General features: G+C 75.6%; 11 protein-coding genes, 1 pseudogene and 1 riboswitch. Of the genes and pseudogenes, 4 read left to right on the top strand and 8 right to left on the bottom strand.

All coding sequences use genetic code 11. The features are described from left to right. On the bottom strand, positions 1-244 hold a 244-nt coding region (locus tag ACZ7LB_RS31735; RefSeq protein ID WP_471473129.1), incomplete at its 3' end, for a GntR family transcriptional regulator. Between the two features lie 330 nt (positions 245-574). On the opposite strand from ACZ7LB_RS31735, the gene ACZ7LB_RS31730 reads away from it, so the two are divergent. Beyond that, positions 575-1,129 (top strand): SRPBCC family protein, encoded by a 555-nt coding sequence (locus tag ACZ7LB_RS31730; protein ID WP_471473126.1) that lies wholly within the window; start codon positions 575-577, stop codon positions 1,127-1,129. Positions 1,130-1,481: 352 nt separating this feature from the next. Beyond that, complete coding sequence (locus ACZ7LB_RS31725) at positions 1,482-2,879, top strand: MFS transporter (protein ID WP_471473125.1); 1,398 nt, start codon at positions 1,482-1,484, stop codon at positions 2,877-2,879. Between the two features lie 105 nt (positions 2,880-2,984). Here ACZ7LB_RS31725 and ACZ7LB_RS31720 read toward each other — a convergent pair whose 3' ends face one another. Continuing rightward, entirely contained in the window at positions 2,985-4,109 is a 1,125-nt protein-coding gene (locus ACZ7LB_RS31720) for an MBL fold metallo-hydrolase (protein ID WP_471473128.1), read from the bottom strand. A 279-nt stretch (positions 4,110-4,388) separates the two neighbouring features. Here ACZ7LB_RS31720 and ACZ7LB_RS31715 point away from each other — a divergent pair, with 279 nt between their 5' ends. Then, on the top strand, positions 4,389-5,009 hold the full coding sequence (locus ACZ7LB_RS31715) for a TetR/AcrR family transcriptional regulator (RefSeq protein ID WP_471473124.1): 621 nt from the start codon (positions 4,389-4,391) through the stop codon (positions 5,007-5,009). A 272-nt stretch (positions 5,010-5,281) separates the two neighbouring features. Here ACZ7LB_RS31715 and ACZ7LB_RS31710 read toward each other — a convergent pair whose 3' ends face one another. Continuing rightward, the gene (locus ACZ7LB_RS31710; protein WP_471473127.1) at positions 5,282-6,067 is read right to left on the bottom strand and encodes an SGNH/GDSL hydrolase family protein; all 786 of its coding nucleotides are present in this window, start codon (positions 6,065-6,067) and stop codon (positions 5,282-5,284) included. 221 nt (positions 6,068-6,288) lie between these two features. Beyond that, the gene (locus tag ACZ7LB_RS31705; RefSeq protein ID WP_471473122.1) at positions 6,289-7,293 is read right to left on the bottom strand and encodes a M23 family metallopeptidase; all 1,005 of its coding nucleotides are present in this window, start codon (positions 7,291-7,293) and stop codon (positions 6,289-6,291) included. Positions 7,294-7,297: 4 nt separating this feature from the next. Then, positions 7,298-7,456: riboswitch (cyclic di-AMP (ydaO/yuaA leader) on the bottom strand. Between the two features lie 480 nt (positions 7,457-7,936). Between ACZ7LB_RS31705 and ACZ7LB_RS31700 the strand changes: the two genes are divergently transcribed. Continuing rightward, positions 7,937-8,734 (top strand): tyrosine-protein phosphatase, encoded by a 798-nt coding sequence (locus ACZ7LB_RS31700; protein WP_471473120.1) that lies wholly within the window; start codon positions 7,937-7,939, stop codon positions 8,732-8,734. Between the two features lie 70 nt (positions 8,735-8,804). Here ACZ7LB_RS31700 and ACZ7LB_RS31695 read toward each other — a convergent pair whose 3' ends face one another. The 4 genes and pseudogenes from ACZ7LB_RS31695 to ACZ7LB_RS31680 all read right to left on the bottom strand — a co-directional run. Beyond that, positions 8,805-8,924, bottom strand: a complete 120-nt coding sequence (locus ACZ7LB_RS31695) for a DUF6126 family protein (protein WP_471473118.1) — start codon at positions 8,922-8,924, stop codon at positions 8,805-8,807. Continuing rightward, positions 8,921-9,583: a helix-turn-helix domain-containing protein gene (locus tag ACZ7LB_RS31690; RefSeq protein WP_471473116.1), complete on the bottom strand. Its 663-nt coding sequence runs from the start codon at positions 9,581-9,583 to the stop codon at positions 8,921-8,923. Before ACZ7LB_RS31690 ends, ACZ7LB_RS31695 begins: the two co-directional genes overlap by 4 nt. 140 nt (positions 9,584-9,723) lie before the next feature. Next, positions 9,724-11,109: an aspartate aminotransferase family protein gene (locus ACZ7LB_RS31685; protein WP_471473114.1), complete on the bottom strand. Its 1,386-nt coding sequence runs from the start codon at positions 11,107-11,109 to the stop codon at positions 9,724-9,726. Between the two features lie 455 nt (positions 11,110-11,564). Continuing rightward, a pseudogene (locus ACZ7LB_RS31680) lies at positions 11,565-11,704 on the bottom strand (flavodoxin-dependent (E)-4-hydroxy-3-methylbut-2-enyl-diphosphate synthase); the annotation flags it as partial.

Genomic DNA, 11,704 nt, shown 5'->3' with positions numbered 1-11,704 from the left:
CGAAGGTGCCGCGGCCCCTGACCTGGCGGAGCAGTCCCTCCTCGATGAGGGTGGTCAGGGCGCGGCGCAGGGTGCCCCGGCTGACGCCGAACTCCCGGGCGAGTTCGGGCTCACTCTTGAGGCGGTGGTGCGCGGGCCACTCGCCGCCCGCGATCCGCAGCCGGATGTGCTCCGAGATCTGGACGTGGATCGCCGTGGGGACATCCCGTCGGACACGGGGACGTACGCTCAGGTCGGCCCTCACCCCGGTCACCTCGCCCTTCCGTTCCGCCGCCGCTCCCGCGCTGGCCCGCTCACCACTCCCGCGCCCGGCGGGACGTGCCCGCCATCAGGTGTAGACCCGTCGCTGCCCGCGAGGCAAAGCACTTGCCCAAGGGGCAAGGCGAGGCGGGTCGCGGGTGCCGGATCGGTGCCGCGACCCTAGGGTCGAAGGCGGGCCGGGCCGGAGCGCCGCGGGTCCGGCGGCGCGGACCGGGCCGCGGCCGGGGCACCGGTCCCCTGCTCCCCGGTTCCCCAGATCCCCCTGGTCCGGCTGGTCCCGCCGGTCCCGCCGGAGAGAGGAAGCGTGGTCGCGATGGCCCGGAACCGCAGGCTGATCCTGAGCAGCCCGTCCAGGGTCTGGGGACTGCTGTCCGAGGGCCACCGCTACGGGGAATGGGTCTCCGGGACGCGTGAGGTCACCGCCGCGGACCCCGGCTGGCCCGGCGTGGGCTCCCGGCTCCGCGTGCGCGTCGGTGTGGGCCCGCTGACCCTCGACGACGTCTGCGTCGTGCGGCACTGCGAGCCGGAACGGCGCCTGGAGCTGGAGGCCAGGGCGGACCCGTTCGGCGCGGCCCGCATCGCCCTCCATCTGATCCCCTGGGCCGGGAACACCCTCCTGGAGCTCGACTGGCACCCCCTGCGCGGTCCCGGCACCCGAATGCACGGCCTCCCGGTGGACTACCTCGTCTCGATCCGCAACGGCATGATGCTGACCAAGCTGGCCCGGATCGCGGTGCGCGAACAGCGCGCCGGGGAGGATACGGTCGCCCGTACCGGCGCGGGCGCCGAAGCCGGTGCGGACCCAGGTGGCGGTGCGGGTACTGACCGCGGTACGGGTCGCGGGCCACGGGGTGGCGACGGCCGGTGAGGTCGCGCGGCGACGGGCGGGAAGGACGCGGCGCGCCGCGACGGTCCCCGGGGCGTGTGCGCGGCGCACCGCGACCGGGGCGGCGCACCCCGCGCGTCCGGCGTGCGGAGCGTTCCCGCGAACGGGGATGCCCCGGAGTGCGCCGACCGGGTAGCGTGCGGGGCATGTCGAGCCCCGAGTCGGACAGGGCGGGGGCTTTCGGTCACGCCGTCAGCCCCCTGGACCACTGATCCGGTGAATCCGCCGTCCCGCCGCCTTCCACGGCGGGACGCGCGCCTTCGCCCTCCCCGGGGGGCGGGCCGCGATGACGAGACGACCCCTCGCGCGCTTCCCCTCGTCCCGGAGCCCCTCGATGCCCCTTCCGCTGTATCTGCTCGCCCTGGCCGTCTTCGCCATGGGCACCTCGGAGTTCATGCTCGCCGGCCTCCTGCCGGACATCGCCTCGGACCTCGGCACCACCGTCGGCGCGGCCGGGACGCTCACCCCGGCCTTCGCGGTCGGCATGGTCGTGGGCGCCCCGCTGATGGCGGCGCTCGCACGGGATCGGTCCGCCCGGGCCGCCCTGCCGGGGTTCGTCCTCGTCTTCGCCGCCGCCCATGTCCTGGGCGCCCTCACCACGAGCTTCCCGGTGCTGTTCGCCACCCGGGCCGTCGCCGCGCTCGCCGACGCGGGCTTCCTGGCGGTGGCCCTGACGACCGCCGCCGCCCTGGTCCCGCCCGACCGGAAGGGACGCGCGCTGGCCGTGCTGCTCTCGGGCACGACGGTGGCCATGGTCGCCGGAGTCCCCGGCGGCGCGGCGCTCGGCACCCTGTTCGACTGGCGCGCGGCCTTCTGGGCCGTCGCCGGCCTGTGCCTGCCCGCGGCCCTCGGCCTGTTGAGGGTCGTCCCGGCGGGACGTACGGAGGGGGCGGAGAGGACGGCCGCGGAGCACACGCCGCCCACCGGAGAAACGGGAGGACCGGGAGTCCCCCGGCGGGCGGAACGCGCGGCGCACGGCAGCGACGGGCCGACGGCACCCGCCGCACCCGCCGCACCCGCCGCACCCGCCGCACCCGCCGCACCCGCCGCACCCGCCGACCGTACGCCGCTCCGCTCGGAGCTGGCCCGGCTCGCCCGGCCGCGCCTGCTGCTGGTGATGCTGCTCGGGGCCCTGGTGAACGCGGCCACGTTCGGGAGCCTCACCTTCCTGGCCCCCGTGGTGACCGGCGCCGCCGGGCTGGACCCGCTCTGGGTCCCGGTCGCCCTGGTGCTCTTCGGGACCGGCGCCCTCGTCGGCGTCACCGCCGCCGGGCGGTTCGCCGACCGCCGCCCCGGCACGGTCGTCGCCGCCGTCGGCCCGCCGCTGCTCCTCGGCTGGCCGGCGACGGCCCTGCTGGCCGGGGAACCGGCCGCGCTGCTCGTTCTCGTCCTCGTCCAGGGCGCGCTGTCGTTCGCCCTGGGCGGCACGCTGATCACCAGGGTCCTGTACGAGGCGGCGGGCGCGCCCACCATGGCCGGTTCCTACGCGACGGCCGCGCTCAACGTCGGCGCCGCCGTCGGCCCCCTCGTCGCCGCGGCCACCCTGACCACCGGGGCCGGGGAGCTGGGGCCGCTGTGGACCGGGGGCCTCCTGGTCGCCGCCGCGCTGCTCCTCGCGCTCCCCTTCCGCACCGTGCTCGGGAACGGCACGGCCTCGGAGCCGACCCCGCCGCCGGGCGCCCCGCAACCCGTCCCGGCCCCCGCCCGCCGGACCGGCACCCCTCCGGCCTGACCGGCGGACCGGCACCCCTCCGGCCTGACCGCCGGACCGGCTCCGGCCCGCCGCACGGGAACGTGGCGAACACCGCCCCGGGAGCCGGAGCCGGGTCCGGGCGCGTCAGTCCCCGGCCGAGACCACCGGGCCGCCCACGAGCCCGCCCCCGTCCGCCCCCGCCGTGTCCCCGGCGGGCCGGGTGTCGCGCCACGGATGCGCCAACGGACCCGACACCGCGCGCCACCACGGGTCCTCCGGCAGCCTCCCGGCGGTCTCGAACGGCTCGCCCGGACGGGGGAACGCCACCGGCTGGGCGGCCTCCCGGGCCGCGTCCCGCATCCACTCCCCCGGCTCCGCCCACGCGTGCGGCGCCAGGCTGAACGTGCCCCAGTGGATCGGCAGCAGGACACCTCCCGGCCGGCCGCCCTGGAGGTCGAGGTGGGCCCGCAGCCCCTCCTCCGGTGTCATGTGGATGTCCGGCCAGAACTCGGAGTACGCCCCGACCTGCACCATCGTCGCGTCGAACGGGCCGTGGGCGGCGCCGATGTCCCGGAAGCCGTCGAAGTAGCCGGTGTCGCCGCTGTGGTACAGGCGGTGCTCCCCACCGGCGACCGCCCAGGACGCCCACAGGGTGTGCTGGGTGTTGCGCAGGCCCCGGCCGCAGAAGTGCCGTGCCGGGGTGGCCGTCAGGGTGAGGCCGCCGACCCGGGTCGACTCGTGCCAGTCCAGCTCGCGCAGCCGGGCGGCGGGCACGCCCCAGTGCTCGAGGTGGGCGCCGACCCCGAGCGGCACGGCGAACAGGGTGTCCGTGCCGGCCAGTGCCCTGATCGTCGGCATGTCCAGGTGGTCGTAGTGGTCGTGGGAGATCACGACGACGTCGACCGGTCCGAGCGCGGCCAGGGGCAGCGGCACCGGATGGAGCCGCCGGGGGCCCGCGAAGGGGAAGGGCGAGCAGCGCTCTCCCCAGACCGGGTCGAAGAGCACCCGCCGGCCGTCGATCTCGGCGAGCACCGTGGAGTGGCCCATCCAGGTCAGCCGCGGCCCGCCCGCCGGGGGCCGGGCGAGGTCCGCGAGCGTGGTGGCGTGGACCGGGATCCGGCCCGAGGGGGCGCGCAGCAGCCGGGCGCGCTTGTCGGCGTAGGCCGTGGCGAGGGACCGGCCGGATCCGGAGGGACGGACCCGGGTGGGCCCGCCCGGGTTCCGGAAGACTCCGTCGTGGAAGTGCGGGGAGCTGCGGATGCGCTCCATCCGCGCGCCGCCCGGGTCCGCGCCGAACGCCGCCGGGCGCGGCAGACGCGGCCCGGAGCGGGGGGAAGGGGAGCGGGCCACGGTACCTCCAGTGGGGATGGTTCGGATGTCATTATCGTCGCGGGCGGCCGGCGCGCCCGGTGCGGAGACCGGCCCCGACGGGGTCGGCGGGGGGTGCCGTCGCCCCGGTCCGCCGTCGTCCCGGGGCCTCCCGTTCCCGTCCGCCGTCCCGCCGACGGCGCCCGTCGCCGCTGCGGGCACCCGGCTACAGTGACGCGCGTGACAGGAGTGCGGTTGACCGTGGCGGAGCGGCGCGAGGAGTTGCTGCGCGCCGCCGCGGTGCAGATCGCCGCGCGGGGCGTGACGGCGCTGCGGATCTCGGACGTGGCCTCGGCACTCGGGGTCAGCAACGCGCTGGTGCTGTACCACTTCGCCACCAAGGAGAAGCTGGTCGCCGCCGCCTTCGCGTACGCCGCCGACGGCGACCTGGCCCGGCTGCGCGCCCTCCTGGCCCGCCGCACCTCGGCGACGCGCCGGCTGCGCGCCGCCCTGCGCTGGTACGCGCCCACCGACCGGTCCCAGGGCTGGCCGCTCTGGATCGAGAGCTGGGCGGCGGCGCTGCGCGAGCCGGGGCTGCGGGAGGTGGCCCGGGGCCTCGACCGGCAGTGGAAGGCGGCCATCGCCGGGGTGATCGCCGAGGGCGCGGCGGCCGGGGAGTTCCGCTGCCCGGACCCGGCGGCCGCGGCGCTACGGCTGACCGCCCTGCTGGACGGGCTGGCCGTGCAGCTCACCTCGTACCGGGGCACGGTGTCGCGGGCCAGGGCGCTGCGCTGGGTGGACGACGCCCTCGCCCGCGAACTGGGCCTGGAACCGGAGGAGTTGCGCGCCCGCCGACGGTGAGCCTCCGGGGCGGTCTCGCCGTCCCGGAGGGCGGGCCCGCCGTCCCGGAGGGCGGTCTCGCCGTCCCGGAGGGCGGTCTCGCCGTCCCGGAGGGCGGGCCCGCCGTCCGGGGAAAGGCCGGCCGTCCCGGGACAGTGGGCTGTCCGCCCCGGGAGGACCGGCTCCCGCCCCGGGCGGCCGGCCGGCCGCCCGGGCCCCGGTGCCGCGTCCCTCCCCTCGCCCGGGGAGGAGCACCGGACCACCGAGCCACGGCCCGGCCGCCGCTCCCGGCCTCACGCCACCGGGGCGATCCGCATCTTGATGTCGTCCGGCGACAGCGTCCCCTTGGCCGTCACGTTGTCCCCCGAGGACTCGCCCCGCAGCCGCCGCCCGATCCACGGCACCAGGAACTCGCGGGCCCAGTGGACGTCGTCGCGCCGGACGTCGAGGGTGCCGCGCGGGGGCTGCGGCGGCCAGGGCTGCGCCGGGTCGGCCGGCACCGGCAGCCCGAGGGCCTGCCCCGCGCGCAGCGCCACCCGGGTGTGCCCCTCGGGCGAGAGGTGGAGCCGGTCGGCGTCCCAGGCCCGGCGGTCCTGGACGCTCCGCAGCGACCACAGGTCGAGCACGGGGCAGCCGTAGCGGTCCGCGACGGCGCGCACATGTCCGTTGTAGGTGGCGATCCTCCCGCGCAGGTGCTTGAGCAGGGGAACGCCGCGGGTGTCGAAGCCGGTGGTGACCAGGACGGTGCCGGCCGCGGCGGTCAGCGCCGCCACCGCCCGCTCGAACCGCTCGGCCACCTCGTCCGGGTCGGTGCCGGGCCGGATGATGTCGTTGCCGCCCGCGCAGAAGGAGACCAGGTCCGGCGCGAGGTCCACGGCGCGGGGGAGCTGGTCCGCCACGATCTGGTCCAGCAGTTTCCCGCGCACGGCCAGGTTGGTGTAGGTGAAGTCGCCCTCGGGGCGCCGGTCCGCGAGCAGGACGGCGAACCGGTCGGCCCAGCCGACGAACGCCCCGTCGGGGCCGGGGTCGCCGACGCCTTCGGTGAAGCTGTCCCCCACCGCCACGTACGACCCGATCACTGCTCCGCTGACATTCTTCGAATCGTCTGTCACGTCGACCCATCCTTCCCCGTGGAATGTGACCTACGCGACCGTAGGAAAGGGTTGACGGGCGGTGAGAAAGGCCACGCCCCCGGGGTTGGCCGATTCGGGAATACGCCGGGCCGAAAAGGGCGCACCGAAAGCACCGGAGACCGGACCCGGGGATCGGGGTCCGGCCTCCGGTGGCGCGGGGTCCCGCGTCAGATCGCGACGCCGTGCGCGCGCAGGTAGCCGATCGGGTCCACGTCGGAGCCGTAGTCCGGGGTGGTGCGGATCTCGAAGTGCAGGTGCGGTCCGGTCACGTTGCCGGTGGCGCCGGACAGGCCGACCTGCTGACCGGCGGTCACGGACTGGCCGGCCGAGACGGAGAGCGAGGACAGGTGGGCGTACTGGGCGTAGTGGCCGTCGGCGAGCCGGATGACGACCTGGTTGCCGTACGCGCCGCCCCAGCCGGCGGAGACCACGGTGCCCGCGCCGACGGCCTTCAGCGAGGTGCCGGTCGGGACGACGAAGTCGGTGCCGGTGTGGTAGCCGCTGGACCACATGCCGCCCGCCTGGTGGTACGGGGTGCCGACGGTGCCGCCGGGCACCGGGGAGACGTAGCCGCCGGTGGAGCCTACGGGCCGGGCGCCCGCGGACTGCGGGGCGGTGTTGGACGCGGCGCCGGAGGAGGCGGCCTCACCGGCGGCCGGGGCGGCGGGCTTCGGGGCCGCCGGGGCCTGGGCGGCGGGCTCGCGCTCCGCGGGCTTCGGCGCGGCGGCGGGCTTCTCCGCCGCGGCCCGGGGGGTCCGGGCGGCGGGCGCGGAGCGGTCGGCGCCCGGAGCGGCCTTGCCGCCGAGGACCAGGCGCAGGCCGGGGTGGATCAGGGACGGGTCGCTGCCGACGGCCTCGCGGTTGTCCGCGTAGAGCCGCTTCCAGCCGCCGTCGACGTGCTGCTCGGCGGCGATCTTCGAGAGGTGGTCGCCACCGCGGACGGTGTACGTCCGGGTGCCCTGCTTCTGGTCGGCGCCCTGGGCCGGGGCCTTCGCGGCGGCGGCCGGGGCGGACTGCGCGGACTGTCCGGCGACGGAGTGCGCCGGGGCGGCGTGGGCGCCGGCGGCACCCATCAGCGGGAGCGCGAGCGCGGCGCCGCCGGTTCCGGCGACGGCGATGGTGCGGGTGAGGCGCTGGGCCTTGGAACGGCGGTGCTTACCCTTCGCGGGCATGTCGAATTCCTCTCCGGCGCCTGCGAGGTGAGCTGTCGGGTGCGGGCTGGAGATGCCCGGCCGCGCGGACCGCGCGGCTTTACCCCTAGCCGTTCCGGGAACCGGAACAGGCGGTCGTACCTGTGGGTCCCCCGCTCCTGCCGGGTACGGGTGGTGAGATGGATGCGGGCTCCGGGCGGCGGCAGGATTGGGCGTCCGACCGGATCGGTGGCGAACGTAAGGGACCGGGACGCGAACGGACAAGCGAGTGGTTCCGCGGACGGGAGTTTCTCGTGATCCTTTATGGGAATGCACGGTGACCCTGTGTCGATTTCCTGATTCCGGGACGCCCGAACACCCCGGAAAAGCATGTGAATTACGTGAACATGACGGGCAACGCACCGTCACGGATATGACGCTGCTCACGGGTGCCTTTTCCGCCCGCCCTTATTTCGGAGCGAGCGGGAATCAAATACGCCGATTCGGACAGAACCTTCTCAAAGCGACATCGACCGGCATTCGGGTCATGCCCGGAAGGTGCGCGCCGGAGCCTCCCGCGGGGCCGCGCGCACCCCGTCGCCCCAGGCAGGGGATGCCGTATGGTCGAGTCGACCGACGCCCACCGGGTGAGCAGCGCCCGCGGGCCGCAGTGGGAGGAGCCCCCGTGACGCAGCAGGTCCCCTCGACCGAGCCGGAACTGGCCGGAGTGCGCAACTTCAGGGACCTGGGCGGGCTGCCGACCGTGGACGGCCGCCGGGTGCGCGGCGGGGTGCTGTACCGCAGCGGCCATCTGGCGCACGCCACCGGGGAGGACACCGTGTTCCTCGCCTCGCTGGGTCTGCACACGGTCTTCGACTTCCGCAACGCGGCGGACCAAAGGCTGGAGGGCCCGGACGTCGATCTGCCGGGCGTGCGCAACGTGAACCTGCCGCTGAGCGACCCGGCCGACGGCGCCGAGTTCTGGCGGCTGGTCCGCGACGGCGACCTGGACCAGCTGCGCGGCATCCTGGCGGACGGCAGGGCGGCCGGCCGGATGATCGGCTCCTACCGAATGATCATCAAGGACCGCACGGCGGAGCACTCGCGGGTGCTGCGCGCGCTCGCCGAGGACAGCGTCCCCGCCCTGATGCACTGCGCGGCGGGCAAGGACCGCGCGGGCCTGTCCATCGCCGTCACCCTGCTCGCCCTGGGCGTCGAGCGCGACGCCATCGTCGAGGACTACCTCAAGTCGAACGCGGCCCACCGCCGCTACCGGGTGCAGCGCAGCGACTCGTCGGCGGCGGCCTACTCGCCCGAGGTGATGGAGCTGCTCGACCCGCTGTTCGACGCGCGCGCCGAGTACCTGGCGGCGGCCTTCGAGACCGTCCAGGAGACCTGGGGCGGGGTCGACACCTATCTGGAGCGGGGGCTCGGGATCACGGCGCCGACCCGGGAGCGGCTGCGCGAGCGACTGCTGGACTGAGCCGGGTCCACCCGGCCCGTCACCCGCCCACGGGACCGCTCGGCCGGCCGCCCCGGCCCGCCCGTGACCGCTACTTGGCTCCCACCGCGAAGAGCACGTAGATGAAGGCGGCCAGGAGATGGCCCACCGCGACGTAGATGATCAAACGGATCCACAACGAGCGGGGGAACTTCTCCTCCAGGTTGCTCATGACATCTCTCCATGGGTCGGTCCCAGGCACAGGGTGGCCGTGGGCGTCTGCAACAGGGTATGGACGAAGAGCAGCTCGACCCCGTCGGGGTCCTGCGCGGCGATCCGGTGCGGGGTCATCGAGTCGAAGTGGGCGCTGTCCCCCGGGCCGAGCCGGTGGGCGCTGTCCCCGAGGCGCAGCCGGAGCCGGCCCCGCAGGACGTGCAGCCACTCCTCGCCGGGGTGCGCCCGGACGATGTCGCCCTGGGAGCCGTAGGGCACCCGGACGCGCAGGGACTGCATGGCGCGGCCGGGGGCGCCGACCCGCCAGTAGGTCCAGCCGCCCGCCGCGGTCGGCTCCATGTCGGCCGCCCGCACGATGGCGTCCCGCTCCGCGGGGGTCTCACCGAGGAGCTCGGCGACGGTGGTGCCGTAGATCCGGGCGAGGGCCAGCAGCATCGGCAGGGAGGGCTGGCGCTGGCCGGTCTCCAGGCGGGAGAGGTGGGCGGGCGAGAGCCCGGCGGACCGGGCCGCGGCCTCCAGGGTGAGGGCGGCCCGGCGCCGGAGGGACCGCAGTTGGGGGGCGACGACGGCCACCGCCTCCGCCGCGGCGGCCTGGCCGTCGTGCGGGCCGGCCCCGGGCGGATCGATCCCGGACGGATCGGTCTCGGAGAAGCTCATGCCCCCATTGAGCCGCAGTTTTGCCCCCGAGGCAATTCCCTTGCCTCAGAGGCAAGGACCTTCGGCCCCCAGCGGCGGGAAGTCCCGGCGGCACCCCGGTCGGGCCGTCCCGGGCGCCGGGCCGGGGGCGCCGCGGGCGGTCAGCGCGTGGCCACGGCCTGCTTCACCAGTGTCTTCCCGAAGTCCCACATCAGGCCACCGCCCCGGTGTGCGTCGTCCATCACGTCACGGAAGGCGCCGACGAACCGGTCCACGTCCGCCTCCCCGATGATCAGCGGCGGGATCAGCTTGATCACCTCCAGATGGTCGCCGGAGACCTGGGTCAGGATGCGGTGGCGCTGGAGCAGCGGCACGACCACCATCTGCGCGAACAGGCCCTTGCGGGCGGCCTGGAGCATGGCCCAGCGGCTGCGCAGCCGCAGCGACCTGGGCCGGCCGAACTCGATGCCGATCATCAGCCCCCGGCCCCGCACCTCCGCCAGCAGCTCGTACTCGTCCACCAGGGCCGCCAGCCTCGACCTCAGCGACTCGCCCACGGCGGCGGCGTTGGCCACGATCTCCTCGTTCTCCATCACCGACAGCACGGCGAGCCCGGCCGCCATGGCCTGCGCGTTGGAGCCGAAGCTCGCCGAGTGGACCAGCACCCGGTCCATCGAGGAGTACACCTTCTGGAAGATCCAGTCCCGGCCCAGGGTCGCGCCGACCGGCACATAGCCGCCGGACAGGGACTTGGCCACGCACACCAGATCCGGTTCGACGCCCTCCTCGTGCTGGTACGCGTAGAACCGGCCGGTCCGGCCGAGTCCGGTCTGCACCTCGTCGCAGATGAGCAGCGCCCTGTGCCGCCGCAGCAGGTCCTGGGCGCCGCGCAGATAGCCGGGCGGGGCCTGGTGCACGCCCTTGCCCTGGATCGGCTCGACGATCAGCGCGGCCACGTCGCCCCCGCGCAGCTCCCGCTCCAGCGCGTCCAGGTCGCCGAGGGGGACGGAGGTGTCCGGGAGCAGCGGGGCGAAGCCGTCCCGGAAGGAGTCCTCGCCGTTGACGGAGAGCGAGCCGGTGGTCAGCCCGTGGAAGGAGTGCGCGCAGTACAGGACGCGGGGCCGGCCGGTCGCGTACCGGGCGAACTTCAGCGCCGTCTCGACCGCCTCCGTGCCGCTGTTGCCGAAGAAGACCCGGTCCAGGTGGGGGCTGTAGGAGAGCAGCTTCTCGCCCAGCAGACCGGGGAGCGGCGCGCAGTCGAAGCGGGTGAGGTCGGCCAGCGAGGCGTCGAGGACGTCGTGCAGCGCCCTGCGGACGACGGGATGGTGGCGTCCGAGGCCCATCACCCCGAATCCGGACAGCATGTCGAGGTACTCGGCGCCGTCGGCGTCCCAGAAGTACGCCCCCTCGGCCCGCTCGTAGACCTTGTCGAAGCCGATGGTGCGCAGCATGCGCGGCAGTTGGTGGTTGAGGTGCTTCGCGTGCAGTGCGTACCGCTCACCCCCGCGCTCCGCCAGGAGCGCTCCGAGGTCGAACTCCTTGGGCATTCCGTTCCCTCCTTGCGACGGGCGGAGCACGGGGCGGGCGGTCCGCGGGCCGGTGGGCCGCTTCCCGCCGGGACCCCGCCCGGCTGCCGGGCTCGCGCCGTGACGGGCGGAGCCTCCCCCGGGGGCGGCCGGCGGTCCGGGGTCCCTGCGGTCCCGGCCGCGCGGCGCGCGCCCCTGCTGACGGATGATCATTCGACTCTGTTCACGGGCCGGCCGCTCCCCGGCGCCCGGCGGGCGGCGGACCGTCCGGGGACCGGGGCGCGGCGGCCGTGGATGCCGCCGTGCCCCGGCCCGGTCCGGACCGTGCCCCGGTGCGGACGGCGGGGTGCGCCGGGGCGGGGGCACGGACGGTCCGGCGGGAGTGCGGAAGGCGGCCGGACGCGCGTTCCGGGACGCGCGGTCCCCGGACCGTCTCCGGCGTGGTCACCCCTCGGGCCCCCTTCGGTGTGTGCGGTTCAGCCCACGGTGACGGACGGCTCCCCCGCCGTCCCGTCCCGCTCCATCTGCTCGGCGATCTTCAGGGCCTCGTCGATCAGGGTCTCCACGATCTTCGACTCGGGCACCGTCCTGATCACCTCGCCCTTCACGAAGATCT

The organism is Streptomyces sp. NPDC107521 (assembly GCF_055598485.1).
This window is presented reverse-complemented; position numbering and strand designations above follow the sequence as displayed.

What these genes read in the sequence shown, in the direction of transcription:
- ACZ7LB_RS31725 (WP_471473125.1), top strand. Translation starts at nt 1,482, where the DNA reads ATGCCCCTTCCGCTGTATCTGCTCGCCCTGGCCGTCTTCGCCATGGGC.
- ACZ7LB_RS31685 (WP_471473114.1), bottom strand. Translation starts at nt 11,109, where the DNA reads ATGCCCAAGGAGTTCGACCTCGGAGCGCTCCTGGCGGAGCGCGGGGGT.
- ACZ7LB_RS31690 (WP_471473116.1), bottom strand. Translation starts at nt 9,583, where the DNA reads ATGAGCTTCTCCGAGACCGATCCGTCCGGGATCGATCCGCCCGGGGCC.
- ACZ7LB_RS31695 (WP_471473118.1), bottom strand. Translation starts at nt 8,924, where the DNA reads ATGAGCAACCTGGAGGAGAAGTTCCCCCGCTCGTTGTGGATCCGTTTG.
- ACZ7LB_RS31705 (WP_471473122.1), bottom strand. Translation starts at nt 7,293, where the DNA reads ATGCCCGCGAAGGGTAAGCACCGCCGTTCCAAGGCCCAGCGCCTCACC.
- ACZ7LB_RS31730 (WP_471473126.1), top strand. Translation starts at nt 575, where the DNA reads ATGGCCCGGAACCGCAGGCTGATCCTGAGCAGCCCGTCCAGGGTCTGG.
- ACZ7LB_RS31720 (WP_471473128.1), bottom strand. Translation starts at nt 4,109, where the DNA reads ATGGAGCGCATCCGCAGCTCCCCGCACTTCCACGACGGAGTCTTCCGG.